The 26,093-nt window shown below is 55.2% G+C and carries 29 protein-coding genes and 2 pseudogenes; 26 read left to right on the forward strand and 5 right to left on the reverse strand.

What is annotated here, in order from left to right; translation table 11 throughout:
• Positions 1-44 precede the first annotated feature (44 nt).
• The 5 genes and pseudogenes from PXT33_RS05510 to PXT33_RS05530 all read left to right on the forward strand — a co-directional run.
• Positions 45-668 (forward strand): annotated as a pseudogene (locus PXT33_RS05510) (MBL fold metallo-hydrolase); the annotation flags it as partial.
• Positions 665-1,366, forward strand: coding sequence for an L-2-amino-thiazoline-4-carboxylic acid hydrolase (locus PXT33_RS05515; RefSeq protein WP_154258472.1), 702 nt, complete (start codon positions 665-667; stop codon positions 1,364-1,366). The pseudogene PXT33_RS05510 and the gene PXT33_RS05515, both read left to right, overlap by 4 nt.
• Positions 1,338-1,859: a hypothetical protein gene (locus PXT33_RS05520; protein ID WP_347070520.1), complete on the forward strand. Its 522-nt coding sequence runs from the start codon at positions 1,338-1,340 to the stop codon at positions 1,857-1,859. The genes PXT33_RS05515 and PXT33_RS05520 overlap by 29 nt, the downstream gene beginning before the upstream one ends.
• 10 nt (positions 1,860-1,869) lie before the next feature.
• Positions 1,870-2,643 (forward strand): hypothetical protein, encoded by a 774-nt coding sequence (locus PXT33_RS05525; protein ID WP_332376057.1) that lies wholly within the window; start codon positions 1,870-1,872, stop codon positions 2,641-2,643.
• A gap of 11 nt (positions 2,644-2,654) precedes the next feature.
• Positions 2,655-3,497, forward strand: coding sequence for a class I SAM-dependent methyltransferase (locus tag PXT33_RS05530; RefSeq protein ID WP_332376058.1), 843 nt, complete (start codon positions 2,655-2,657; stop codon positions 3,495-3,497).
• 49 nt (positions 3,498-3,546) lie between these two features.
• Here the strand turns inward: PXT33_RS05530 and PXT33_RS05535 are convergent, their stop codons facing one another.
• Positions 3,547-3,696, reverse strand: coding sequence for a hypothetical protein (locus PXT33_RS05535; protein WP_165852590.1), 150 nt, complete (start codon positions 3,694-3,696; stop codon positions 3,547-3,549).
• A gap of 204 nt (positions 3,697-3,900) precedes the next feature.
• Here PXT33_RS05535 and PXT33_RS05540 point away from each other — a divergent pair, with 204 nt between their 5' ends.
• Entirely contained in the window at positions 3,901-4,653 is a 753-nt protein-coding gene (locus PXT33_RS05540; RefSeq protein WP_291019289.1) for a DUF4866 domain-containing protein, read from the forward strand.
• Positions 4,654-4,766: 113 nt separating this feature from the next.
• Here the strand turns inward: PXT33_RS05540 and PXT33_RS05545 are convergent, their stop codons facing one another.
• Positions 4,767-6,101: a threonine/serine exporter ThrE family protein gene (locus tag PXT33_RS05545; RefSeq protein WP_005942733.1), complete on the reverse strand. Its 1,335-nt coding sequence runs from the start codon at positions 6,099-6,101 to the stop codon at positions 4,767-4,769.
• Between the two features lie 199 nt (positions 6,102-6,300).
• On the opposite strand from PXT33_RS05545, the gene PXT33_RS05550 reads away from it, so the two are divergent.
• From PXT33_RS05550 to PXT33_RS14765, 3 genes and pseudogenes are all read left to right on the forward strand, one after another.
• Positions 6,301-6,531 (forward strand): LysR family transcriptional regulator, encoded by a 231-nt coding sequence (locus PXT33_RS05550; protein WP_291019292.1) that lies wholly within the window; start codon positions 6,301-6,303, stop codon positions 6,529-6,531.
• Between the two features lie 84 nt (positions 6,532-6,615).
• A pseudogene (locus PXT33_RS14810) lies at positions 6,616-6,804 on the forward strand (ABC transporter ATP-binding protein); the annotation flags it as partial.
• The gene (locus PXT33_RS14765) at positions 6,792-7,136 is read left to right on the forward strand and encodes an NAD(P)-dependent oxidoreductase (protein WP_350339887.1); all 345 of its coding nucleotides are present in this window, start codon (positions 6,792-6,794) and stop codon (positions 7,134-7,136) included. The pseudogene PXT33_RS14810 and the gene PXT33_RS14765, both read left to right, overlap by 13 nt.
• On the opposite strand, the gene PXT33_RS05555 is transcribed toward PXT33_RS14765, so the two are convergent.
• Together PXT33_RS05555 and PXT33_RS05560 are read right to left on the reverse strand one after the other, a co-directional pair.
• On the reverse strand, positions 7,067-7,762 hold the full coding sequence (locus PXT33_RS05555; protein WP_291012307.1) for an NERD domain-containing protein: 696 nt from the start codon (positions 7,760-7,762) through the stop codon (positions 7,067-7,069). The two genes, PXT33_RS14765 and PXT33_RS05555, sit on opposite strands and share 70 nt — an antisense overlap.
• Positions 7,759-8,460: a GntR family transcriptional regulator gene (locus PXT33_RS05560; protein ID WP_291012310.1), complete on the reverse strand. Its 702-nt coding sequence runs from the start codon at positions 8,458-8,460 to the stop codon at positions 7,759-7,761. The genes PXT33_RS05555 and PXT33_RS05560 overlap by 4 nt, the downstream gene beginning before the upstream one ends.
• Before the next feature lie 397 nt (positions 8,461-8,857).
• Here PXT33_RS05560 and PXT33_RS05565 point away from each other — a divergent pair, with 397 nt between their 5' ends.
• The 14 genes from PXT33_RS05565 to PXT33_RS05630 all read left to right on the forward strand — a co-directional run bounded on the left by PXT33_RS05565 (position 8,858) and on the right by PXT33_RS05630 (position 21,281).
• Complete coding sequence (locus tag PXT33_RS05565) at positions 8,858-9,541, forward strand: ribulose-phosphate 3-epimerase (protein WP_291012312.1); 684 nt, start codon at positions 8,858-8,860, stop codon at positions 9,539-9,541.
• 78 nt (positions 9,542-9,619) lie between these two features.
• A complete protein-coding gene (locus tag PXT33_RS05570) occupies positions 9,620-10,690 on the forward strand; it encodes a TRAP transporter substrate-binding protein (RefSeq protein WP_291012314.1) in 1,071 nt (356 codons plus the stop codon).
• 121 nt (positions 10,691-10,811) lie between these two features.
• Entirely contained in the window at positions 10,812-11,297 is a 486-nt protein-coding gene (locus PXT33_RS05575) for a TRAP transporter small permease (protein ID WP_291012315.1), read from the forward strand.
• On the forward strand, positions 11,294-12,565 hold the full coding sequence (locus PXT33_RS05580; protein ID WP_291012317.1) for a TRAP transporter large permease: 1,272 nt from the start codon (positions 11,294-11,296) through the stop codon (positions 12,563-12,565). Before PXT33_RS05575 ends, PXT33_RS05580 begins: the two co-directional genes overlap by 4 nt.
• Before the next feature lie 47 nt (positions 12,566-12,612).
• Positions 12,613-13,506 carry an SDR family NAD(P)-dependent oxidoreductase gene (locus PXT33_RS05585; RefSeq protein ID WP_332376059.1) on the forward strand — a complete coding sequence of 298 codons (894 nt, stop codon included), beginning with the start codon at positions 12,613-12,615 and terminating at the stop codon, positions 13,504-13,506.
• A 24-nt stretch (positions 13,507-13,530) separates the two neighbouring features.
• Positions 13,531-14,553 (forward strand): zinc-binding alcohol dehydrogenase family protein, encoded by a 1,023-nt coding sequence (locus PXT33_RS05590; protein ID WP_291012322.1) that lies wholly within the window; start codon positions 13,531-13,533, stop codon positions 14,551-14,553.
• A 170-nt stretch (positions 14,554-14,723) separates the two neighbouring features.
• On the forward strand, positions 14,724-15,755 hold the full coding sequence (locus tag PXT33_RS05595; RefSeq protein WP_332376060.1) for an SPFH domain-containing protein: 1,032 nt from the start codon (positions 14,724-14,726) through the stop codon (positions 15,753-15,755).
• Entirely contained in the window at positions 15,755-15,955 is a 201-nt protein-coding gene (locus PXT33_RS05600; RefSeq protein ID WP_332376061.1) for a PTS ascorbate transporter subunit IIC, read from the forward strand. The genes PXT33_RS05595 and PXT33_RS05600 overlap by 1 nt, the downstream gene beginning before the upstream one ends.
• A 231-nt stretch (positions 15,956-16,186) precedes the next feature.
• On the forward strand, positions 16,187-17,182 hold the full coding sequence (locus PXT33_RS05605) for an LCP family protein (protein WP_332376062.1): 996 nt from the start codon (positions 16,187-16,189) through the stop codon (positions 17,180-17,182).
• Between the two features lie 77 nt (positions 17,183-17,259).
• Complete coding sequence (locus PXT33_RS05610) at positions 17,260-17,823, forward strand: hypothetical protein (protein WP_097781429.1); 564 nt, start codon at positions 17,260-17,262, stop codon at positions 17,821-17,823.
• A 142-nt stretch (positions 17,824-17,965) separates the two neighbouring features.
• Entirely contained in the window at positions 17,966-18,787 is an 822-nt protein-coding gene (locus tag PXT33_RS05615) for a Wzz/FepE/Etk N-terminal domain-containing protein (RefSeq protein ID WP_332376063.1), read from the forward strand.
• Positions 18,784-19,530 carry a CpsD/CapB family tyrosine-protein kinase gene (locus tag PXT33_RS05620; protein WP_332376064.1) on the forward strand — a complete coding sequence of 249 codons (747 nt, stop codon included), beginning with the start codon at positions 18,784-18,786 and terminating at the stop codon, positions 19,528-19,530. The genes PXT33_RS05615 and PXT33_RS05620 overlap by 4 nt, the downstream gene beginning before the upstream one ends.
• Entirely contained in the window at positions 19,527-20,237 is a 711-nt protein-coding gene (locus PXT33_RS05625; protein WP_332376065.1) for a CpsB/CapC family capsule biosynthesis tyrosine phosphatase, read from the forward strand. The genes PXT33_RS05620 and PXT33_RS05625 overlap by 4 nt, the downstream gene beginning before the upstream one ends.
• A 201-nt stretch (positions 20,238-20,438) precedes the next feature.
• Positions 20,439-21,281 carry a response regulator gene (locus PXT33_RS05630; protein ID WP_332376066.1) on the forward strand — a complete coding sequence of 281 codons (843 nt, stop codon included), beginning with the start codon at positions 20,439-20,441 and terminating at the stop codon, positions 21,279-21,281.
• A gap of 155 nt (positions 21,282-21,436) precedes the next feature.
• Here PXT33_RS05630 and hisS read toward each other — a convergent pair whose 3' ends face one another.
• On the reverse strand, positions 21,437-22,678 hold the full coding sequence (gene hisS / locus PXT33_RS05635) for a histidine--tRNA ligase (protein ID WP_097774680.1): 1,242 nt from the start codon (positions 22,676-22,678) through the stop codon (positions 21,437-21,439).
• Positions 22,679-22,801: 123 nt separating this feature from the next.
• Between hisS and PXT33_RS05640 the strand changes: the two genes are divergently transcribed.
• From PXT33_RS05640 to PXT33_RS05650, 3 genes are all read left to right on the forward strand, one after another.
• Complete coding sequence (locus PXT33_RS05640) at positions 22,802-24,019, forward strand: MFS transporter (protein WP_332376067.1); 1,218 nt, start codon at positions 22,802-22,804, stop codon at positions 24,017-24,019.
• Between the two features lie 296 nt (positions 24,020-24,315).
• The gene (locus PXT33_RS05645) at positions 24,316-25,017 is read left to right on the forward strand and encodes an iron-sulfur cluster assembly scaffold protein (protein ID WP_044953520.1); all 702 of its coding nucleotides are present in this window, start codon (positions 24,316-24,318) and stop codon (positions 25,015-25,017) included.
• Positions 25,018-25,034: 17 nt separating this feature from the next.
• Complete coding sequence (locus PXT33_RS05650) at positions 25,035-26,033, forward strand: GGGtGRT protein (protein ID WP_005935035.1); 999 nt, start codon at positions 25,035-25,037, stop codon at positions 26,031-26,033.
• The last annotated feature ends 60 nt before the right edge of the window (positions 26,034-26,093 follow it).

The raw sequence follows: 26,093 nt of genomic DNA on the forward strand, positions 1-26,093 counted from the left end.
CCCGCTACACACCCCTTTGACAGTGTGTTTTCCTAATAGGAGCTAATCATATCCTTATCACCCATCAGGACACCGACCATGTGGGTGCGGTGGAAGCAGACAGTCCGGGGCTGTTCCGAAATGCGAATCTGTACATCGGTGAGATCGAGAACCGGTATCTCACCGGCGAGGTGCGGCGAAAAGTCATCTATCATCTCTATAAATTGCCGCAGGTCACGATCAACAATGAAAAAGTGCTGCTGCACGATGGTGAGGTCATCGACATCGACGGGGTCAGGATCGAGTGCTTTCTCGTTCCCGGTCATACATGGGGGCACATGGTATATCTTGTGGACGGGAAATATCTCTTTACCGGCGATACCATCTGGTTCGGCGCGGACGGCGGCTACAGCTTCATTTCCTCGCTGGCGGAGGACAATGAGCTGGCTGTGCAGTCACTGGCGGAGCTGGAGCGGAAACTGCGCGCACGTGGGCTGCATCCATATTTCATCACCGGTCACACGGGATGGACGGACAATTTTGCCTATGCGTTTGCCCACAAAGACAAGAGCTGTTCACCATTCAAAAAGCGAGTACACGACCCATCGGCACCCTATGATGCCTACGACGAATCGGACGACACCGAAGAAAATGCAAAGAGTGGTTTTCTGAAAGGCGTGGGAAGATGAAGGACAGTGAATTACAAATTGACCGTAGCTGCCATGTGCTATATTCCAAACCCTGCAAAAAGGAAATTCTGGCGAAAATCACTCTGCACTATCCGGAGGTGGAGCGCGAGGCGGTCTGGGAGCAGGTGCAGCTGAGATACGCAGAGCTTCTTTCCAAGTGGCGCACCGACCTCGGCGGTAAAAAGAATTTTCACAACGGCGTAGGCGGCACCTACGACTGCATCGCCATCATGTGCTTTTACGATGTGTGCCGGGATGTGGTCACATTCCGCGAAATGGAAGAGATCGAAGAAAATCTGATCCTGCCGTCCTTCCGGAAGCTGCGATTCGTTGACATCAACAAGCCATTCTGGAAAAAGCTGATGTATCGGGCATTCAGCACCGCCCAAAAGCACTGTGACACATGGCACGATTACGAGATGGATGTTACGCCTTACGAAAACAGCAAGCCCATCTATTATGAATTTACGGCGTGTCCGGCGGCGGAATTTGCCAAGCGGTTCGGATTTGCGGACATTATGCCCGCCCTGTGCAATGTGGACTATGCGTCCATGGAACTGCTCCATGCCAAGCTCGTGCGGACGACCACCTGCGTGGACGGCTGCCGATGCGACTATACCATCTGCGGCGATAAGGATTCATACGTAAAGGAACATCCCGAATACCGGGATGAAAACGGATACAGGAGGAATAAGTAATGCTTTTACAGGTGATTCTGGAAGGTCTTGGGTTGGGGGCTTTGCTGGTTCTTGTCTGTGCTGTGGGCATCCGCAAAGGGGCTGTTGGGATGGTGCATCTTTACAGCCCGGCGGTGCAGCAGCGGTGCGTAAAACTGGGGTTTACAAGCCAGGAACGCATCCGACGCAACAGCCTGCTGTTCAAAGCAGTCTGCATTCCGGCTATATCGGCTATGTGCTGGTCTGTGTCTATGGGATAAACGGTGCAAAGGGCTTTGTTCAGGGTTTCTGGCAGTTACTCGTCATCTTGTCCGTTATGAATCTCATGGACCGCCTGTTGGTTGACAGCTATTGGGTGGGGCACACGAACGCATGGACGATCCCCGGAACAGAAGATCTGAAGCCGTACATCACCGCAAAAGACAAACAGAAAAAGTGGCTGTTCGGCACGGTGGGCATGGCAGTCATAGCGGCGGTACTTGCGAGAATTATGATGTTTCTTATGGAAAGCTGAGGCGATATCAATGATGTTTCAAACTTATGGCAACAGGAATCATCCTGCGGTGCTGTTCTTTCATGCTATGGGTGTGACGGGGGAGAGCAGCGAACCGGTTGCAAACTATTTACAGGATCGGTATTTCTGCATTTTACCTACCTCCACCGTGTACTGCAAAGGGCAGAAATATGTCAGCAAGGCGGACGAGGTTCGTCAGGTGGAAGAATACCTGAAACCGCAGGGGGTGGAACGCCTTGAACTGGTTGTGGCTTCTTCGATCGGTGCTGACCTTGCCATGGCGTTTTTGACAGGCACGAAGCTGCCCATCGGACATGTTTTCTTTGACGGCGGGCAGTTTGCACAAATCGGAAAAGGTACGCGCCGCATGATGACACCGTTTCTGTATCTGGCCATCAAGAGCCTGTACTGGTCAAAGGGCGGCACATTGAAAAAGATCCTGTGGTGTGACGATGACTCCATAAAGCCGTATTTTATAGCCGCAGGGAAAAATCTGACCTACACAAATTTGCGGCGACAGATTCTGGACAGCCTGGAGGATAAACCCTTTCCAGCACTTTCCGAAGAACTGCAAAAGCATCTCTATTTCGAGTTTGGCAGCATAGAAGATCATTTCAAATACCGTCAAGCGGTGATAGAAGCCTATCCCTGCGGCAATTACCCCGTATTTGAGGGATACGATCACATGCAATATCAGATTCGTGATCCGAAGGGCTTTGCTGAAATGCTGGCATTTATCGCTGAGCAGGACGGTATGCCGAAGCTGCCGTTTATCAGAAAGTGAGAGGACCCGATATGAAATACAAAATCGAGAAAAACACCGTGCAGGAGACGCTGATCCTCCCACTGTATTCCCGGAAGCTGTGTACCGAGCTGTATCCGAACCTTTACCAAGACGAAACAGCGGTGCATCTGATCGACCAGATCGACTACGATTTTTCGCAGGCAGAGAAAAACTCCCGCAGCCTGATGCAGCGCTTTGGTGCGCTGGAGGTCGCCATGCGGCAGAATGACCTTGCCTTTGAGGTGCAGGCATACCTGAAAACGCACCCCTGTGCGGCGGTAGTCAACCTGGGCTGCGGGCTGGATAACACCGGCAGAGCCTGCGACAACGGCAGCTGTAAAATCTACAATCTGGACTTCCCGGATGTGATCGCCTTGCGGCAGCAGCTGCTGCCCGCCGGGGAGCGAGAGCAAAACGTCCCCTGCGACCTGAAAGACCCCGCATGGTTTGACCGTATCGATGCCACCGGCGGGGCGGTGTTTTTTGCCTCCGGGGTGTTCTATTACTTCCTGACGGAGCAGGTTCGGGAACTGGTGCAGGGGATGGCGGACGCTTTCCCCGGCGGGGTGCTGGTGTTCGATGCTGCCAACCGAACGGCGGTGAAGATGATCGCCAAAACGTGGCTCAGGACGGCAAAAATCAAGGATGTAGGGGCATATTTCGCGGTTTCGGATGCGAAAAGCGAGCTTTCCCCGTGGGACAGCCGTTTGCAAGTGTCCAGCCGGGGCTATATGCTGGGCTACAACGATTTGAAAGATCCTTCTATCAGCGGCTTTTTCCGGTTTCTCGCCAAGGTCGGGGACAACGGGATGAAAATGCAGATCGTAAAGATCGGATTTGGAGGCAGACAATGAAATATGCCGGAATGCCCTTTGGAATGTGGGTGCTGTTTTCAGGCTCCTTTCAAAAGCAGCTGACCGCAACCCCTACTCGTGGAACATGGGATTTTACGAATACCCGGATGGCAGCGGCTACGAGGGACGCTTTACCAAGTGCGGCAGCTGTGTCCAGACCACCGGAATATGCCAGCACGACCTTTTTGACTTCAGACATAGGAACTGCCTTCGTTCAAACCAACTTATATATTTTTCGATTTCCCTCGTGCAATTTCATGATTGCAGCGTCCATTGTACAGGCACTTGGAAAATGTGTAAAAAGTGTTCTGCATATAGCAGCAATATGAAAGCAGTATTTCACAGCGGGGCATTATGAATCTATAATAGGTAGCTGGAAATAAACAGAAAGAGGGTCTTTTTGATGGCAACGATATTTCCAAGAGAAGAAAAGGCAGAGGCACTGTTCGGGGAGATCCTGAAAAATCCAGAAGCCTGCCGACGCCTGATGGATACCTTCAACGACTCGCTGGACATGGCAGACGTATTGGATGCGCCGGCCGTGAGTGCACAGCAGTTTGCCGCAGCGTTGTTCAATGCCTACGAGAACAAGGATCTGTCTGCCTTTCTGATGGCGATCTGCCAGCACAGTATGTTTGACCTGCTACGGAACGCTGCCCTGATCCCGTTCAAATTCAACGCCGATGGTCAGCCGAACCCGGTGATCCTGACGGATGATGCCGGCGTTCTTTTGCCGAACAACAAAGTTGCCGTGAGCAGCAAAGTATACGACCGGTTCATCCGGGTGTTCCAGAAGCAGGAAAAGGTAAAAATGTACCTTGCCAGCGGCTACTGCAAGTATCACGGCTACGACGAAGGCTCGATGGATGTGGTGGAGTACCACTACAACCAGCATTTGGGGCTGCTGCTGATCTACGAACTGCCGGACACCGTGAAGCAGAAGGTAACGGAAGCGGAGGCCTACTCCACCGTCTGGGATATCCAGATGAAACTGCAGCACGCACTGCCCCGTTCCGTGGTCTACTATGGACAGGATACGCTCAAGGACGGAGGAACCCGCTACGATGAACTTGGCGTTTTTCTGCCGCTGGAACACTTTGCCGACCGGCTGGAACGCCATGTGGAAACTGCTACCAAGATCGTTTACGGCGAGTAAACGCCCTGTAAACGAACTCCCTTTATAAGTGCATCACAGCAAAACAAAACGCAGCGAACTGTTAAAAGATTCGCTGCGTTTTGCCTTATATGGGAGAATGGAAATGCTGTACATCAGGTGCAATAACGGAAAGTCTTGTCAGTGACAATACGGGCGAAGATCAGCCCTAACGGCAGTGCCACGATGATGAGAATGGCATCTGCAAACCATGTGGCGGAGTCCATCAGAGACAGGATGCCCAGATTATAGATGGCACGGTAGAAATACAGTCCCGGTACCATGATAACGATGGACGGCACGGTGACGGAGATGCGGGGATAACCGGCGGCGCTCTTCAGGCAGGAGGCCAGCAGTCCGGACAGCAGTGCGCCCAGAAACGCTGCAACAGCGGGCGGAAAGCCCGCAAGGCTCACCAGCTCCAGCCGGAACGTGTTCGTTACCGCACCGATAAGGGCGGCGCAGACTGCCAGGTTCCGGGGACTGTTGAACATGAGCGAAAAGCCGAACACACCGCCAAAACTTGCCAGCAGCCGGAACACGATCTCTTCCGGGAGTGTCAGGCTCAGGGCAGGGAACTGCACCGGCTGCAAATGCAGCAGCAGTGCCATGATCCAAGCCGTCATGGTTGCCACCAGAATGATGAGGACGGCGTAGGCCAGACGTTCCAGCCCGGAGCGCATATCCAGCTTGGCAAGGTCGATGCCGCTGGTAATGAACGGAAAGCCCGGAATGATGAAGAGCATGGAGCAGATATACCCCGCCTCGTGCTGCGCCGATACGGCAAACAGCACCTCGGCCAGCTTCAGCAGGATGGCATACACGAGGCTTGCTGAACAGACCGACGCCGTAATGCCCAGAAACAGGGTGAAATGGTGCTTTGTCAGCTTGCACCGTACAAAGTTGCCGATGCCTGCACCGCAGAAGGCACACAGCATTTCCACAATGCCGCCGCCCAGCAGAAAGGTGAAGCAGCTGCAGGCCAGTGCAGCTGCAAAGCCCAGTGCGATGGGCGAATACAAGCCGTGGATGCGCTCGATCTCATCGAGGTGGCTGTGCAGCTCTTCGCCGGTCATAAATTTCCCTTCCCGGTCGAAGTCGTTGACGAAATGCTCCAGCCGGTTCAGCCGGGAGGTATTCACGCCCGTATTTGTCAGACAGAGTGACTGGGTATAACACTGGTCACCGTCAAAGCAGGTGAACTCAATGGACAACAGGCCGATATCCGCTGTTGTTGTGACTCCCAGCTCCCGCGAAAGGGTGTTCATGGAGCTTCGGACACGCCATGCGCCGGTGCCGCATTCCAGCAGCATCAGCCCGGTGCGTCCAATGACGGAGGCTTTTTCCACAAGCCCCGCCTCGGTAATGGGAACGCCCTTGCTGGCCGACGCATAGTCGTGCCAGTAAACTTCCATGTGATTTTTGATGATCTCACTTTGCCGTTGTCCCATACCGGAAAGCCTCCTTTGTGATATGGGAATGTTGCAGCTGTTTCAAGACTGCGGTGCTATTATAAGGGAAATTGCAGGGTGGGTAAAACGTATCTTGGATATGCCGGCAATATTCGTTTGGTATTTCAAAGAAGAAAATACGTTGCGTTTTTGGCGGCTCTGCGGTAGGATAGAAAAAACACGCCGAAAGGAAACAGCCGTGACCCTTCAACAACTCCGCTATGTCACGGCTGTTGCCGGCGCCGACACCATCAGCCATGCAGTGCAGCAGTTCTATATTTCTCAGCCCAGCCTGACCAATGCTATCCGGGAGCTGGAACAGGAAGTGAGGCTGGCGCTTTCCAAGACGGCAAGCTCTGTGGTGAGCCGGACGCTGCTGGAATATCTGAGATCCACCCGGCAGCAAAAGGATGCACCGCAGATAAAATAAGAGCAAATAGCGGATAACGGTATAAAAGCAGCTCTCCGCTTTGCTGAATGGAGACGTGCAGTTGGAGCAAGATGGTGGTAGCGGCTGCGGAAGCTGCCTCTGTCCTTTTTCGGCAAGCGAGACCTTGCCGACCTGACCAGCACCATCATGGCAGACTGCGAGGTACTGGAAAAGGACTGCTCCCACTTCATCCCCGGTCTGTTCGGCTCCCTCATGAAGGACGGTGCATTTTCATCGTCAACACTGCCCGCGGCGACCTTGTGGCCAGCGCCGCCCTTGCCAAAGCCCTGTGCAGCGGCAAGATCGCCGGAGCCGGACTGGACACCATTGCGCCGGAACCGGTCACAACGGAAAATCCGCTGCTCAGCCTGCCGCATGATCGCCGCGGCGATCATGGCGGTGCAAAACGGACAGCGGCCGGAAAATATCGTGAACGGGTTATAATAAAAAGCAAAACAAAAACACCCTTACAGCTGAAATGGAAAAGCTGTGAGGGTGTTTTTGCTTGTACGGCAACCGCACATATGGGAGGTTGTTATTGTCTGCTTTTGGCGGGCGGGTCCGGCTTCATGGCTTCCAGTGCGATGCCCAGCTCCTTCGGCTGAAGAGGGCCGGTGCAGTCCGCGGAAGAGCTTTGCAGCTTTTCCAGCAGGGAAACGGAAGTGAAGCAGTTCAGGCCGCTGCAGTTGATCAGCTGCACGCCCGGTGTGGTAAAAACGGAAAAGACCTCGACCTGAGATGCATTCAGCTGGGGCAGAAGAGACGCAAGAGCTGCCTGCTGCGCGGTCTGATCCGGCAGGGGAGAGTGGATCGCCTTGGTCGTCTTATCCAGCTTCTGTGTCCAGTCGGCGGCTTTTCCGTTATTGGTAAGGGAACCGCCATAACCATAACATTTCAGGCCGATGACACGATGCTGCGTGATGAGCACGAGCGAAAGATTGGTTTTGGGCTTGCCGTCCGAAAGCTGGCCGGGCATGACGATGTACCAGTGATTTTTGCGCACCAGCTTCATCAGAGAGGAAACGAACTGCAGAATGTCCTTCTGGGAGCCGTTGCGGGAAGAGGAAGACACCGCTGCACAAGCAGCTTCTTCCGAGGGCAGCTGCCCCAGAATGTTGCGTCCCTTACCCCACAGGGTCAGATCACCGCTTTTCTTTTTTCGGTACAAAGCCGGCAGGGAAAAAACAACAAGGACGGCCAGAACGATCAGTGTAATTGTATTTTGTGTCATTTGGATACCTCATAAGGGGGATTGAAATAGAGAGCATGGTCGCCCATGTTGGGGCCTTGCATGACCACGTTCACGTTGTTCAGGTGGGTAAAGATCGCATTTTGCAGGCGCTCACGGTCGTTGGCGCGGATCGCTTCCAGAATATCCGTGTGCTGCTCAATGATCGTTTCTTTTGCCTCATGATGGATGGAGAGCAGACGTGCCCGGCGATAATGTACATTCTGCGGACCGGTATGCTCCAGCACGAACTCACGGTGGGCCAGCGAATAGAAGATATGGTGGAAATCTTCATCCAGACGGAACACGGTTGCAATGTCATCCATTGCGCGGGCGGTCCGCTGCTGTTCCACAATGGAGCACAGATAAGGATAGATCGCAGTAAGTGCGCCGGAATCGAACGCTTCCAGACAGACATGGGTTTCCAGAACTTCGCGCAGGTAGCGGGTCTGCTCCACCTGCTGGCGGTCGATCAGGCTGACAAAGCTTCCCCTTTTGGGGAACACATCCACAGCACCATCGGCAGCCAGGCGATGTAGTGCTTCACGCACGGGAACACGGCTGCATTCAAACTCGGCAGCAAGGCGCACCTCGCTGAGCTTTTCGCCGGGGAGCAGATCCAAACTGCAGATCTGGTTCCACAGGCTCAGATAGATCTGGTCGGTAGCGGTGAGCATATCGGCAGGGAGAGAATTTGACATAAATGATGTCCTTTCAAAGAAGGTTAAAGCAGGTTTTGATATCTCTTGAAACTAGTATACTTTAAAATCTAAAAAATAACAATATATAAAATATCAAGATTTCAGGATAAATACTGGTCAAAAAGTGGAAAAAGCTGTAAATGGTAGAAAGAATACAAGATTCCAATGATGTATACTAGATTGCATGAAGAGCTAAATCGCGAGAAATGGACGGAAAGACTGTAGAATGTGCATAAAATAACCATAAAAATTTGTGAAATCAGTAAAATTGTATGAAAAGTATTGTTTTTGAGATGAGGATATGCTATGATGATGGCACAGAAAACTAGTATACAATTTGCGAGAATCGCAAAGATTGAACGGATAAACAAGTATAAAATATGGAGGACTTTACAAAATGGATACCTTGCAAAAAAAGATCCTTTGCCCGTCGATCCTCAATCTTTCCACAGACAACATGCGGGAAGAGATCGAAAAGCTGGATGCAACGGACATGGACATCTACCATGTGGACATCATGGATGGCACATTTGTACCGAACTTCGGCATGTCGGTGCGTGAGCTGGAAATGATCCGCCGCATCACCGACGCGGGCCATCACAAGCTGGTTGACTGCCACATGATGGTCATGAACCCGCACCGCTACATCAAGAGGATCGCAGAAGCCGGTGCCGACATCATCTACATTCATCCTGAATCTGAGCTGATCCCCTCCGCTACGCTGGAGCTGATTCAGCTGGAAGGCAAAAAGACGGGCCTGATCCTGAACCCCTGCACCAGCCTTGAGACGGTGAAGGACATGCTGCCCATCACTGATTACGTCATGATCATGGCTGTGAACCCAGGCTTTGCAGGCCGCGAATTCATGCCTTACACGCGCCAGAAATTCATTGAGCTGGATAACTACCGCAAGGAAAAAGGCCTGAACTACCACCTGATGCTGGATGGCGGTGCTACCCGCGAGGTGATTGCCGACCTGTACCATAACTGCAATGTGGAAGGCTTCGTGCTCGGCAAGCAGGAGCTGTTCTTCCAGCAGGATGATTACGCAACCTGCATCGACCGCATCCGCACTTTCTGATAAGACCGATTTTTGTGCCGGGGAAAGGCACCTAAAATAAAAAGAACGAGAACACACGAATCAAGGAGGAAATTTACCATGAAAAAGATTTCTCGCCGTAGCTTTCTGACCGTTGTTGGCGCAGCAGCTGCTACCGCAGCCTTGACCGCATGCGGCGGTTCCAGCAGCTCCACTGCAGCTTCCACCTCTTCCGCAGCTTCCACTGCTGCTCCCGCAGCAACCGCAAGCAACGCTTCTGTGGTGCTCAAGTTCGACCTGACCGTTTCTCTGGAGCATCCCTGGGGCCTTGCAGCTACCGAGTTCAAGAACCGCATCGAGGAGAAGTCCGGCGGCAGCATGACCGTTGAGATCTACCCCTCCAGCACCTCCGGTTCCGAGGCGGACTCTCTGGCCGGTATGCTGGTCGGCACCACTTCCATGACCATGTCCGGCGGCTCCTTCAACGGCTACGCACCCAGCGCCACCCTGCTGGAGGCTCCCTGGGCTTACAACTCTGAGGAAGACGTTCAGGCCATGTGCGAGAGCGACATCGGCAAGGGCATCATGCAGGACTTCGAGGATGCAGGCTTCAAGGTGCTGTGGTATCAGCTGCGTGGTCCCCGTGAGCTGACCTCCAATGTGCCCATCAACAAGGCTTCTGATCTGCAGGGCCGCAAGATGCGTATGAGCGGCAATGTTCTGCACAACAGCATGTGGACTGCCGCAGGTGCCATCACCTCCGCCATCGCACTGAGCGAGACCTTCAACGCACTGAGCCAGGGCGTTGTGGAAATGCAGGAAAACCCCTACGATATGATCTACGATAACAGCTTCTACGAAGTGCAGAAGTACGTGAACCAGACCAACCACGTGTACTCCACCATCTTCAACCTGCTCAGCGTGGATATCTGGAACGGCCTGTCCGAGGATCAGCAGAACATCATCACTGAGACCTCCAACGAGATGCAGGATTGGACCAACGAGTACTACTTCGCTCACAAGGACGAGTACCTCGAAAAGCTGAAGGAAACCGGTATGCAGGTGAACGAGGACGTTGACCGCGACGACATCAAGAACGCCATGATGCCCGCCATCGAGGAGTTCCTGAAGAGCCAGCCGGGCGATTTGTGGACCACCTATCAGGCAATCTGCGATCTGTCCAACAGCTAAACAGACCCTTTAAAAAAGTACATTTTCATCTGACCGTTCTCCAATAGTGGCCGCGCCGTTCTTGATGGGCGGCGCGGCTTGATTTGGAAAATACACACCTGAGTACGGAGGAATATCCAGAATGAAGAAAGTTTTGGACGTGCTGGATAGGCTGTTTCACTATCTGGCAGCCATCGGCTTTGGGTGCGTCACAGTCTGCGTGTTGGTGCAGATCCTTGCCCGCTATATTCCGGGAGTTACCGCTCCCTGGACAGACGAGATGACACGCCTGTTTTTCCAGTATACGATCATGATTGCCTGCCCCATGGCCATCAAGTACCATGAGTACGCATCCATCGATGTGATCGCAGCCCAAACACATGGCACCGGCCGTCACATCCTGAACCTTGTTTCGGATGCGGCCATCCTAATCGTGTGCCTCTTTGGAATCCCGCAGGCACGGACCTATTTCCGTGTTGGCACAAAGTCGCTTTCCACCTCTCTGCAGATCAACCTGGGCATCTTCTATGTGGTGCCGCTGGTCATTTTTATCCTGACTGCAATTTACGTAGTGCTGGATGCGATCAATGAAGTAAATCTGATCAGAAAGGGGGACAAAGCACAATGATCGGTGGCATGTTTATTCTGTTTCTGGTCCTGCTGCTGCTAAACGTGCCCATTGCGTTCTCTCTGGGTGCTTCTTCGCTGTTCTATCTGCTGACCTCCAATATGAACGCGGCGGTCCTGGCACAGAAATTCTATGCAGGCATCGACTCGTTCACCCTGCTGTGCATCCCCGGCTTCATGCTGGCTGGTGCTTTGATGAACGGCGGCGGCATCACCCGCCGCATCCTGAACTTCTGCAACGCCTTCCTGGGCCACTTTACTGGCAGCCTTGCGCTGGTGAACATCGTAGCATCCATGGTCTTTGCCGGCATTTCCGGTACGGCCATTGCGGACGTGTGCTCTCTAGGCGGTATGCTGATCCCCGCCATGGTGGAGGACGGCTACGACGACGACTTCTCGGTTGCAGTTACGGCTGCTTCCTCTGTGGTCGGCCCCATCATCCCGCCCAGTGTGCCCATGGTCATTGCCGGTTCCTGCGTGAGCATCTCGGTTGGCAAGATGTTCCAGGCAGGCATCATCCCCGGTGTCCTGCTGGGTCTGGCACTGTGTGTACCCACCTACATTATCTCGGTCAAGCGCCACTACCCCAAGCACGAGCGTTCCAGCTGGAAGAAGCGCTTGGAAGTTACCAAAGATGCTATCTGGGCGCTGCTGATGCCCGTTATCCTGCTGGGCGGCATCCTTTCCGGTATCTTTACCCCCACCGAAGCTTCCATCGTGACCTGCGTTTACTCCCTGATTGTGGGCGTGTTCGTCTATAAAGAGATCAAGCTCTCGGATGTGCCCCGCATCGTTTACACCAATATGCGCTCCTGCTCTTCCATCATCATCCTGATTGGTCTGGCAAACGTGTTCGCATTCATCCTGACCAACGAGCGCATCCCGCAGAAGGTTGCTACCGCGATCCTGAGCATGACCACGAACCGCATCCTCGTTATCCTGCTGATCAACCTCGTGCTGATCTTTGTGGGCATGTTCATGGAAAGTCTGGCGGCGATCCTGATCACCTTCCCTGTGCTGCTGCCGGTGGCAACGGCTGTTGGCATGAACCCGGTCCACTTTGCTCTGATGGCCATTCTGAACCTGATGATCGGCCTGACCACGCCTCCCGTTGGCATGTGCATCTGCACCGGTGCCCAGATCGGCGGCGTTTCCAGCTGGAAAGCCTTCAAGGCAAATATGCCGTTCCTGATCACCAGCCTGATTGTGCTGATGCTGGTCTCCTTCTGTGAGCCGATCACCCTGTGGATCCCCAGCCTGTTTGCCTGATAACTGTATGATTGAGATAACTATATGATTGATTGGAGGAACTTACAATGAGCCGTACTGTAGTGATTACCGGTGCCGGCGGCGGCCTCGGCAGCATTTTTGCCAAGGAGTTTGCAAAGACCGGATACCGGGTAGCGATTCTTGATTTTAACATTCAAGCAGGCCAGAAGGTGGCCTGCGAGATCGAACAGGCTGGCGGCGATGCCGCAGCATTCCAGGTGGATGTTACGGACAAAGCTTCGCTGGAAAAGGCCCGCGATGCTGTGGTGCAGCACTTTGGCAGCTATGAAGTGCTGATCAACTGCGCAGGCATTCAGGACCCGCTGGCAAAAACCACCTCGGAAGCTTATGCCGCAGGCGACGAAAAGGCAACAGAGGTCGTCAAGGTAGATCCGCAGGCAGCAGATCTGGCCGCAGAAAAGGCCTGCGTTCTGGCTTCGTCCCGTACCCTGTTCAACATCGACAGCGATAAGCTGCTGCGCGTCATGGATGTGAACTGGCTGGGCACCGTGATGGCATGTCAGGTGTTTGCAGTGAACATGGTGGGCCGCGATGGCTGCTCCATCATCAACATTACCTCCATGGCAGCCTACGATGCACTGAGCATGGTGCCTGCATACGCAAGCAGCAAGGCCGCTGTGGATATGTTTACCAAGTGGCTGTCCAACTACCTGTCCAACACGGCAGGCAAGGTGCGTGTGAATGCGGTCGCACCCGGCTACTTCCTCACGCCGCTGAACCATGACATGTATGTGAACCCGGATGGTTCCTACACCCAGCGCTACTGGAACGTGATCCACCGCACCCCGATGGGCCGCCTTGGCGACCCGAAGGAACTGGTGGGTGCACTGCGGTTCTTTGCTGATCCGGAAATGTCTGGCTACATCACAGGCCAGGTCATTGCCGTGGATGGCGGATTCCTGTCCTGCCCGGGTATCTGAAGCTTTGGAAAGGGGAACATGATTATGAAAGCAATTGTTGTAAATGGCCCTGGTGATATGCAGCTGGTGGAGCGCCCTATGCCTGAGATCAAGGAGCCGAATCAGGTGCTCGTCAAGGTGCACGCTGCCGGCATCTGCGGCTCGGATGTGCATGTCTATCATGGCAGCAACCCGTATGCAAAGTATCCTGTGGTGCTTGGCCACGAGGGTTCCGGTGAGGTGATCGCAGTGGGCGAGGGTGTTACCGACCTGAAGCCCGGCGCAAGTGTTGTGTTTGAGCCGATCACCTACTGCGGCAAGTGCTATGCCTGCCGCTGCGGCCACCACAATGTCTGCCGTGAACTGAAGGTTCTGGGCTGCATCGTGGACGGCATTTTTCAGGAATATGTGGTCATGCCGCGCAGCCAGGTGTATGAGTACGATGCTTCCAAGATGACTTATCAGCAGGCTGCTCTGTGCGAGCCGTTCACGATTGGCCTGCAGGCAAACTGGCGCGGCGATGTGCGCCCCGGCGATGTGGTGCTGGTGCACGGCGGCGGCCCCATCGGCCTGATCGTTGCCAACATTGCAAAATCGCGCGGCGCTACCGTGATCGTGTCTGAGCCGAACGAGAGCCGCCTTGCCATGGCAAAGGACTTTGGCGCAGATTACAGCATCAACCCGATGAAGGAAGATCTGGATGCGTTCATCAACAAACTGACCGACGGCGAGGGTGTCAACGTGATCTTTGAGGCCGCAGGCGTTCCCGCACTGCTGGCACATGCAACCAGCCAGCTTTCTCCCGCAGGCCGTCTGGTGGCTATGACCTTTGGCAAGGAGCCGATCCCCGTGAACTTCAAGGAGATCAACGCAAAGGAACTGACCATTCTGGGTACCCGTCATCAGTACCAGAAGTTCCCCGAGGTGGTCAAGATCCTGCCTGACCACCTGAAAGAGGTCGATGAGATCACCACGCATGTGTTCAAGGCAGAGGACTTCCAGAAGGCATTCGATACCCTTGCAGACCGTAACAGCGGCGCTGGCAAGGTGGTGCTGACCTTCGCCTGAGAGCAAGTGCCCCTTACATTATAAAAAGATAAACAAAAAGGAGCTGCTGCACAGTGTTTGTGCGGCGGCTCTTTTTTTGCCTGCGGAGGACTTGACAAGAATGATATAAAGTGATATTATTTTGATATCATAAAGAAACGCTTCCGCACCCTGTGAAGGAGGGAACTGTTATGGAAGAGAAAATTCTGCAGACCAAAAAGAACGGCATGGTCATGCTGCTGCTCACCCTGCTGGGCTATGCTGTTACCGTCCTGCTGTTTTTCTACAGCATCATTCTGCTGGACGAAAGCCTGTTTCCGGGCATCCTGCTCACGATCCTGTCCATCGCATACTGGGTGGCGGGCATCTTCCTGCTCTGCGGCCTGAAGGTGTTAAAGCCCCAGGAAGCACTGGTGCTCACCCTGTTCGGCGATTACATCGGCACCCTGAAGGGACAGGGGTTTTACTGGGTGAACCCCTTCTGCACCGCGGTGAACCCGGCAGCTGGCACCAAACTGAGCCAGAGCGGCGATGTGAACAGCGGCGAGACCGGCATGGCGGCCCTGCTTAAGGCAGGCAACAGCAGTCCCCAGACTGCAGAATCGACCAGCAAGAAGATCTCGCTCAAAATGATGACCCTCAATAACTCCCGCCAGAAGATCAACGATTGTCTGGGCAACCCGGTGGAGATCGGCATTGCGGTCATCTGGCGCGTGACCGATACCGCAAAGGCCGTATTCAATGTGGACAACTACAAGGAGTACCTCTCCCTGCAGTGCGACAGCGCTCTGCGCAATGTGGTGCGCATTTACCCCTATGATGTGGCTCCCAATGTGGATACCACCGGCGACGGCGTAGCCGATGAGGGCAGTCTGCGCGGCTCCTCGGAGGTGGTAGCCGCCCGCATCCGGGACGAGATCCAGAAGAATGTAGCCGAGGCCGGCATCGAGGTAGTGGAAGCCCGCATCACCTATCTGGCCTATGCGCCGGAGATTGCGGCCGTGATGCTGCAGCGCCAGCAGGCAAGCGCCATCATCGATGCCCGCAAGATGATCGTGGACGGTGCTGTGGGCATGGTGGAAATGGCCCTTGAACGCCTGAATGAGAACAAGGTAGTGGAGCTGGACGACGAGCGCAAGGCGGCAATGGTCTCCAACCTGCTGGTGGTGCTGTGCGGCAACCGTGATGCCCAGCCCATCGTGAACAGCGGCAGCCTGTACTGATGGCAGAACCAAAAAAGCAGGTGCCCCTGCGCCTGAACGCGAAGCTCTACGATGCCCTTGCCGCCTGGGCCGAAGATGACTTCCGCTCGGTGAACGGGCAGATCGAATATCTGCTGACGGAGTGCGTGCGGCAGCGCAAAAAGAACGGCAAGTATGTCTCGGACCAGATCGATGTGCCGCCTGAACTGGATGTCAAATAAAATACCAATTGGCCCCGGCTGTGCGGATGAACTCTGCATGGCCGGGGTTTGTGTTTATCTGTGGCTCCCTAAAGGCTGAAAATGCGAAATTTCCTGCCGGAAAATAACGAAAATACATTGACAGTTGCACACCTGTGACGATATAATAAGCCAAGGAATATCTTTCTGTGGCAATGGAAAGACCTTCCCGCAGAAAACTATATTCCGAAGAAAAGAGGGAAGCTTACCCGCTTGAACAGACAAAAACAATATCGTGGTGCCACTGTTGCGCTGGCTGTGCTGGTGCTGGCAGCTGTACTGTTTTTTGTGGGCGGAAGCTGGCTGGAAAAGCGCAGCCAAAAGCCGGAGACCCGGACGGAGCTGCCGCAGGAGACCGCTGAGACCATGGAAGTGGACGGCGTGACCTACCGCAGGCGCACAGATCTGACCACCATCCTTGTTATGGGCATCGACCATGACAGCGAGGTGGAAGCAGAAGGCTCTTATCAGGGCGGTCAGGCGGATTTTCAGCGGCTCATTGTGATAGACAGCAAAGACAAGACGGTCCGTCAGCTCAAGATCGACCGCGACACCATGGCAGAGGTGACGGTGCTGGGTATGCTGGGCAATCCGGTGGGCACCACTCAGATGCAGATCAGCCTTGCCCATGGCTTTGGCGATGGCAAGGAGGAAAGCTGCGGCTATGCCCGTGATGCGGTGTCCCGCCTGCTGCAGGGAGAAAACATTGATTTCTATCTGGCTATGAGTCTGGACGGCATCTCGGTGCTGAACGACCTTGCAGGCGGTGTGACCGTGACGCTGGAGGATGATTTCTCCGCAGCAGACCCGGCCATGACCAAGGGAGCTACCCTGACGCTGCAGGGCGATCAGGCTGAGATTTTTGTGCGCAGGCGCATGGATATTGGCGAAGGCACCAACGAAGCCCGCATGGTGCGGCAGGAGGAGTATCTTGCACAGCTTTCCGCACAGCTGGAAAGCAGGGTACAGCAGGATCAGCAGTTCACCGCACAGGTGTACGATGCGCTGCAGCCTTATCTGGTCACCGACCTTGCAAAGGGTCAGCTGGTCAATGAGGTGTGGGCCGCAAAGGACGATACTGTGGAACCTGCCATTGCACTGGAGGGCGAGCATAAGGTGGCAGAGGACGGATTCACCGAGTTCTATCCGACCGAAGCTTCCATCCAGAAAGCGGTTCTGACGCTGTTCTGGGAGCCTGTTGAAGAATGATGTAAATGTTGAAAAGCATTTGCGATAGAAAGCAGCATCTTGGGGAGTGCGGCTTGAAGTGAAAGGAGATCTTCATTATGAAGAAAGTTATCAGCGCTGTTCTGACCGCTGCTATGGTCGTGGGCATGGGTGTGTCTGTTCTGGCAGCAACGCCCAGCAAGACTGTGGCAGATGAGGTCAAGGCCAGCGGTTCTGCTACCGTCACCGGTGTTCTGGGCATTGTCAGCGATGTGAAGGTCACTGCCAAGGAGGATACCGCTCAGGTCAAGGAAGTCCTGCAGGACATCACTTCTGATGCAGACCTGCAGAAGGCTGCGGGCGCTTCGAAAGAAAAGAAGACGACTATAGATGTTACTGTAACGCAGGCCTTTGAGATGCAGACCTCTAACCTGCTCGACGCTGCAAATGTTAAGCTGACCATTGAGTCCAAGGTCATTGAGGCTGCTTACGAGGATAACGAGCAAGTTACCGTTCTGGTGGCTGTGCCCAAGACGAAGGCAGACGGCACTGTGACCTATACCTACTATACTGTGCCCGGTAAGGTCGTGGATGGCAAGATCGTGGTGAACCTGAAGGGCCGTCAGGTCAAGCTCTATGGCTCCAACTTCGTTCTGGTGGCCGTGAAGACCATTGAGGGCTAAGAACTAGAAATGTTCTGCGGTGTTCCCTGATGAAAAAGGGAACGCCGCATTTTTGGCGTATAGGATTCAGAAAAATAGAGGAAAGGGCACAACGCCCGGGCCGCATGGGCGGCAGTATTATAAGGTTATAAGGAGTGAAATCGTGCAGCAAGATACTTTTGTGAAGGAGCGCACAGCTTTAGCGGCACAGCCGGAACAGGACGAAGATACCATTGATCTGCTGGAGCTGGCATTGGGCCTGCTGGCCCATTGGACGCTCATTGCAGCCACGGCTGTGGTGGGTGCCGTGCTGATGGCGCTTTATACGTTTTTTCTGGTAACGCCGATGTACAAGGCAACGGCCACCATTTATGTGGTCAGCCGCAATGATTCGGTGCTGAACTTCTCCGATCTACAGGTCGGCAGCGAGCTGACCAGCGATTACATCAAGGTCTTTGAAATGTGGGAAGTCCACGAAAAGGTCATCAGCAACCTGGATCTGGATTACACCTACACCGATATGGCCAGTATGCTGTCTGTCACCAACACCAGCGACACCCGTATGCTGGATATCACGGTCACGAACCCGGATCCGGAAGAAGCAGCAGCGATCGCAAACGAGTATGCGGATGTGGGCGCAAAGTACATCTCGGAAAAGATGAAGACAGACGAGCCCACCCTGATGTCTTCTGCGCGTGTGCCGGAGAACCCGTTCAGCCCCAACAAGGCCAAGAACATCCTGCTGGGCTTTGTAGTGGGCTTTGTGCTGGCCTGTGCCGTGGTGGTGCTGCGGACCATGCTGGACGATACCTACAAGTCTGCCGATGATATCCGCAAGTATACCGGCATGGTGGTGCTGGCATCGATCCCGCTGGCCGATGCTGGCGAACAGCCGAAAGAGAAAAGCGAGTTCAAGCGCCGCACCAAGCGGTTTGCCAATGATGTCCGCCGCCGTGTGGGTGGCAGCTCTGGGAGGAAAGCATGAAACAGCTGAAGATCACAAAATTTCCGGCTCTGGATTATGCGGGAAATGAAGCCTTTAATACCCTGAGCACCAACCTCTCCTTTGCAGGTGCGAGTGTCAAAAAGATCATGATCACCAGCTGCCATGCTGCAGAGGGCAAGAGCTATCTGTCCATGAACCTGATGCGCACGCTGGCACAGCGCGGCATCAAGGTGGCGCTGGTGGACACAGACCTGCGCCGCAGCATGGTCAACAGTGACTACGGCCTGAAATATGAGGATGGCCGCAGCGACGGTAAGGGCCTCTCCCATTTTCTGGCCGGTATGGTGGGCATGGATGAGGTGATCTATCAGACCGATATCCCTAATGCCATCATGGTGCCGGTGGGCCGCGATGTGCCCAACCCGCTGGCGCTGCTGACCAACAGCCATTTTGCCGAACTGCTGGATATGCTGGCCAGAATGGCAGATTACGTCATTGTGGACGCACCCCCGGTGGGCGTGGTCATCGATGCGGCGGAGATCGCCAAGGCATGTGACGGCACCCTGATCGCAGTGAACTACAACGATGTGAGCCGTCAGGAGCTGCTGGACGTGAAGCAGCAGATCGAGCAGACCGGCTGCCCCATTCTGGGCACCGTGCTCAATCAGGTGGACTACGACAACTATATGGGCCGCAAGTACTACAAATCCTACTCAAAGTATGGAAAGTACGGTTATTACAGAAAGTATTATAAACGAAGCCACGAAGCGGAAAAGAAATGAGCGGCTTTACGGATTATCATGCGCACTTCGTCTACGGCGTGGACGATGGTGCGCAGACCAGAGAAGAAATGTATGCCATGCTGGATGCAGCGGCAGCAGACGGTGTGCGGCACCTGTTTGCTACCTCGCACAGTACGCCGGGCATGGAACGCTTCCCGCAGGAAATCTACGACCGGCATCTGGCGCTGGCCCGCGCATACTGCACACAAAAAGGCTACGACCTGAAGCTGGAGCACGGCTCTGAGTTGCTGTATACCCCTGCGACGGGATATGCGGCAGTCCAGCGCCAGCTGCTGACCTTGGGAGATACCGGCTGGGTGCTGCTGGAATTTGTGCCGAACATAACGGCAAAGGAGCTGGAAACGGCTCTGCAGGAGATCACGGGTGCGGGTTACCGCATTCTGGTGGCCCACATTGAGCGGTATCCCTGCCTTGCGCAGCACGGCCTGCTGGCCCGCCTGCACAAACAGTACCGGCTGCGCTGCCAGATCAACTGTTCGGCTGTGCTGGACAGCGGCTTCTGGCAGCGGATGCGGCTGGAGCACTGGGTCAAGGCGGGGCTGGTGGACGCGGTCTCTTCCGATGCACACAACTGCACCTCGCGCCCGACCCGGATGCGGCAGGCGTATGAGCGGCTCTGCACCCGTGTGGGACAAACGACAGCACAAAAACTGACCGGACTGGATGGCACAGAGTATCTTGTATAGTTGCTTTGACTGCCGGAAATGAAAATGGGAAAGACGCCACTTTCAGCCAGCTGCTTCGTGAGGAAACGGATGGGGAAGGAACGTCCTTTTGTAAAGAAGTGTGGAGCTTCTGGCTTTTTGTGCAAAAAAACTTGCGAATCAAAGGACAAAGTGTTAAACTGAAACAGGGAACATGTATGGTAAACTTGCGGGGGTGTACGAATGAAGATACTGGTCGTCGATGATGGACAGCTTGCAATCAACTCGCTGATCCGCATCCTGTGCCGCGTTGCACCCGACTGTGACTATATCAGCGCCATGACGACCGAGGATGCACTGAGCTGGATGCGTCAGGGGCCGATGGACGCGGCTTTCCTCAATCTGGAAATGCCCGGCATGAACGGGCTTGCTTTGACGCGCATGATCCAGAAGCTGCAGCCGCGCTGCAACATCATTGTGGTAACAGAGCACCCGGAGTATGCGCTGGAAGCGCTGCAGATCTTCGTGAGCGGCTTTTTACTCAAGCCTGCAAACGAGGCAGATGTGCGCAATGTGCTGGAGCATCTGCGCTACCCGCCGGAGAATGCCCCTGTCGGCATCAAGATCCAGTGCTTTGGCAATTTTGAGATCTTCGTGGGCGGGCGCGCTTTGGCCTTCAAGCGCAGCAAGAGCAAGGAGCTGCTGGCCTATCTGGTGGATCGCAATGGTGCCACCTGCACCAACGGCGAAATGCTGGCCGTGCTGTGGGAGGATAAGCCCGACACCGCATCGCTGCACAGCCATCTCCGCAATCTGATCTTTGACCTGAGCCATACGCTGGAGGATGCAGGTGTTACCGGCCTGCTCATCCGCGGCCGCAGCACACTGGCGCTGGACACCAGCAAGGTGGATTGTGATTATTACAATTTCCTGCGGGGCAGCCGCTCGGCCACCAATTCCTATCGCGGCGAGTATATGACCCAGTATTCTTGGGCAGAGGTGACCCGTTTAGCACTGCGCCAGCAGGCAAATGTGCAGAAAACAGCCTCGATCCCCAGTTACTATGTGCCGCCTACCGGCTTTTAAACCAGAAAAAACAAGAACACCTCAGAAAATCGCTCGATTTTCTGAGGTGTTTTTTCTTGACATGAAAATACCCCAAGAGTACTCAGAGTTTTGTTTTTACTCTGGCTACTCTAGGGGTAGCATATCAAAAGTAAAGGGGCTTTGTGTGCAATTATTTACTGCTGCGCAAAAATTTTGATCTCATCCTTATCCATAAAGGCGGCACCGGAAAAACCGGAAGCTTCCAGCTGGCCCAACTGTTTGCCCAGCTTCTTGGCCTGCTGCAGAACGGTGACATTGTAGCTGCTGCGCAGGTCTGCAGCCTTGGCAAGAACGGCGGTGAAATCGGCATCCTTGCCGTACAGCAGGGCGATCTTCTGCTTTGCGCCGGGGATCTGGTAGCCCTGCTCCAGCAGGATGCCGCACACCCGCTCGAAGCCGATGGAGAAGCCCACGGCGGGCACCTGAGTGCCCAGGAACTTGCCCACCATGTTGTCGTAGCGGCCGCCGCCGGCCACGGCACCGCTGAACTGCGGGCAGGTGATCTCAAACACCATGCCAGTGTAGTAGCCCTGACCGCGCACCAGACTGGGGCAGTAGGCTACCTGATAGCGGCCTGCAGCCATGGCGTTGGCGGTAGCAAGGACATACTTGAGGTCGTCGGCAATGGCGGGGTCTGCGCAGCGGGCAGCCACGGCATCCAGCGTGACTTCGCCTGCGGCAATGAAGTCGGCCAGTGCGTTGATGGCATTTTCCGGCAGCTGCTTTTCGGTCAGCTCAGCCTTCACACCATCGGCACCGATCTTGTCCATCTTATCAAAGGTGATGCAGACGGAATCCAGCGTATCAGCGGAAAAACCCATGCTCTCCAGCATCCCGCGCAGGATGCGGCGGTCATTGATGTTGACGGTGAAGCCGGTGAAGCCGATGTTCAGCAGGGCACGGGTGGTCACGTCGATCAGTTCCACCTCGGCGTTGGGGGAAGAATCGCCCAGAATGTCGATATCGCACTGTACGAACTCGCGCAGACGGCCCTTCTGCGGGCGCTCGGCGCGGAACACACGGTCGGTCTGGATCACCTTGAAGGGGCTGGGCAGCTTATCCTTGTTGGCGGCATAGTAACGGCTCAGCGGCAGGGTCAGGTCATAGCGCAGGCCCATATCGGACAGCTGCTTGGGATCGCCGGTGTTCAGGGCAGCGGTGAGCTTATCGCCGCGCTTGAGCACCTTGAAGATCAGGTTCAGGTTGTCGCCGCCGTCGGATTTGTCCAGATTCTCCATATCCTCCAGCATGGGGGTGGAAATGCGCTCGAAGCCGGACGCACGGTAGGTCTCCAGAATTTTGCCCTGAATGTAATCGCGCAGGGTCTGCTCTGCGGGCAGCAGGTCGCGCATGCCCTTCAATGCCTGTGTTTTCATAAGATGGTTCCTCTCTATATAAATCAATGTAAATACTTTTACCTTATTCATTATAAAGAAATCTGCCGTTTTGTCAATTGAAATGGGCACACTGTAAAGGAAAAACCATTCGGAGGACAGACGATGAAACAGCAATTTACGGCAAAACATCCGTGGACCATCCTTGCGGCGGGCGCAGCCATTCAGGTGCTCACGGGCATCCCGGCGGCGTGGGGCGTATTCCAGCAGCCGGTCATGGACGAGTACGGCCTGAGCGAGCAGGGGGCAGGCTATGCCTTCGGCATCCTCATTGCGGCGTTCGGCGTGGGGTGCGTCCTCGGCGGCTTTCTGCAGGACAGCCGAGGCCCGCGGTGTGCGGCTCTGTGGGGAACAGCACTGCTGTGCGGCGGATTTTTTGCAGCGGCCATCCTGCCGGGCGGCAGTGCGGGCAGCTTTTTTCTGGCATTCAGTATCCCGGCGGGGCTGGGCACGGCGTTTCTGTACCCATCCATCCAGTCCTGCGCACAGAAATGGTATGCCGGGCGCAAGGGCCTTGCCACCGGCGTGATCGGCGGGGCGGTGGGCCTTTCCGGCGCGTTCCTCACCGTGTTCGTGCGCACGGCGGTCAGCGGCTTTGGAATCGTGCAGGGCATCCGGGGTGCGTTCTGGGCACTGGGAGCCGTCACGCTGCCCGTCTGCCTTGCGGGCAGCCTGCTTTTGCAGGACCCGCCGCAGGATGCCGAAAAACAGCGGCAAAACGACAAAAATACCATTGACCTTTCCCCGTGGCAGATGCTGAAAACAAAGCAGTACTGGCTGTGCGCAGGCGCGGTGTGCTTTTCCACCCCGGCGGTGCTTCTGTTCAGCCCCATCATCCTGAAGCTGGGCGTGGAGCGGGGGCTGGACGAAAGCGCTGCATTGTGGAGCGTGGTGCTGGGCAGCGTGGGCAGTGCGGCGGGCCGCCTGCTGATGCCCATGCTCAGCGATAAAATTGGCCGCAGGCCCACCGATCTGCTGCTGTTTGCGGTGTCGCTGGGGCTTTCGGCAGGGTTTGCGTTTGCGCAGGGCTGGTGGGTGATCGCCTGTTATGCGGGGCTTACCTTCTGCTATTCCGGCCTTGCAGCGGTGCTGCCCGCCCTTTCCACCGATCTGTTCGGCCTGCCGCACGCAGGGGTGAACTACGGTTTTCTGGCACTGGGGCAGAGCGTGGGCAGTCTGGCCTTTCCGTTTGCAGCAAATCTCTGGGGGTTGGAAGCCGGGCGGCACTGGCTTGCCGTGGGCGGCGCAGCGACGGGCTTTGCGGCCATGTGGGTACTGAAGCCTGCCGGGCAGACACCGCGCAGGCAGGACACAGGAGCGTGAAATTTGCCCTCTTGACATAGTTGACAAAAACTTGACGAATGAAATGACAAAAGCATCCGAATTGACAGTTAGCGGCAGGCAACTGCAAATAGTTTTGATGTTTTTTACCGGAAATGTATTGCAAAATCCGTCAGCTTTCTCTATAATAAAATCATGCGTGGTAGTACCGGTGAAGGCGCTGAAAGAGAGCGGCGCGCCCGGTCAGATGCAAGCAGCAAAGGGCAGCGGCTGTGCCGGCAGGGCGCGGCGGCGGCTTTGTGCTGCAAAGCAACATTTGTCAAAAGGAGAGTATGATTATGACCTATTCGCAGCAAGTACAGAATATGTGCCCGATCACCAAAGGTCCTAAGCATGGTCCGGCTCCCATCCCTGAAGAGGGCGCATGGGTCAAGGCCTATGAGATCAAGGACATCAGCGGCTACACCCACGGTGTGGGCTGGTGCGCACCTCAGCAGGGTACCTGCAAGCTGTCCCTGAACATCAAGAACGGCGTCATCGAGGAGGCTCTGGTGGAGACCATCGGCTGCTCCGGTATGACCCACTCTGCTGCTATGGCAGGCGAGATCCTGCCCGGCAAGACCATTCTGGAAGCTCTGAACACCGACCTGGTGTGCGATGCCATCAACGTTGCTATGCGCGAGCTGTTCCTGCAGATCGTCTACGGCCGCAGCCAGACCGCTTTCTCTGAGGACGGTCTGCCCATCGGCGCAGGTCTGGACGACCTGGGCAAGGGCCTGCGCTCCATGACCGGCACCATCTTCTCCACCAAGGCAAAGGGCGTCCGTTATCTGGAGCTGACCGAGGGCTATATCAACAAGCTGGCTGTGGATGCCAACGATGAGGTCATCGGCTATCAGTTCGTCAAGCTGGGCAAGATGATGGAGGATATCCGTCACGGCAAGACCCCCAACGAGGCTTATGAGAAGAACGTGGGTACTTACGGCCGCTTCAGCAAGGAGCAGGGTGCTGTGAAGTACATTGACCCGCGTGAGGAATAAGAGAGGAGGAACAACTCATGGCAACTTTTGAATCTATGGATCGCCGCATGCCGAAAATCGAGGCATGCCTGAAGGCTAACGGCCTGGAGTCTCTGGACGCTTGCAACGAGATGCTCCTCGCAAAGGGCATCGACTGCGACAAGATCGTGCGCGGCGTTCAGCCCATCTGCTTTGATAACGCTGTCTGGGCATACACCCTGGGCACCGCCATCGCCGTCAAGCGCGGCCTGACCGATGCTGCCGAGTGTGCTGCTGCCATCGGCGAAGGTCTGGAAGCTTTCACCATCCCCGGCTCTGTCGCTGAGCAGCGTCAGGTCGGTCTGGGCCACGGCAATCTGGGCGCTCGTCTGCTGAGCGAGGACACCACCTGCTTCGCTTTCCTGGCAGGCCACGAGTCCTTTGCTGCTGCTGAGGGTGCTATCGGCATCGCCCGCACCGCAAACAAGGTCCGCAAGACCCCCCTGCGCGTCATCCTGAACGGCCTGGGCAAGGATGCAGCTTACATCATTTCTCGTATCAACGGCTTCACCTATGTTCAGACTGAGTACGACATCCCCACTCAGACCCTGACCGTCGTCAAGGAGATCCCCTTCTCTGAGGGCGAGCGCGCAGCCGTCAAGTGCTACGGTGCAAACGACGTTATGGAAGGCGTTGCCATCATGAAGAAGGAGGACGTTCAGTGCTCCATCACCGGCAACTCCACCAACCCCGTTCGCTTCCAGCATCTGGTTGCCGGCACCTACAAGAAGTGGGCCATCGAGAACGGCAAGAAGTACTTCTCTGTCGCTTCCGGCGGCGGCACGGGCCGTACCCTGCATCCCGATAACGTGGCTGCAGGCCCCGCAAGCTATGGCCTGACCGACTCTCTGGGCCGTGTGCACGGTGATGCTCAGTTCGCTGGCTCTTCCTCCGTGCCCGCACACGTTGAGATGATGGGCCTGATCGGCATGGGCAACAACCCCATGGTCGGCGCTACCGTCGCATGCGCTGTTGCTGCAGCTCAGGCTAACGCCTAAGTTTTTCCTAAGTTTCAGCGAGGGGGAACTGCTTTCCGAATGAGCAGCTCCCCCTTTTTT

The organism is Faecalibacterium taiwanense, assembly GCF_036632915.2.
Lineage (GTDB): Bacteria > Bacillota > Clostridia > Oscillospirales > Ruminococcaceae > Faecalibacterium > Faecalibacterium taiwanense.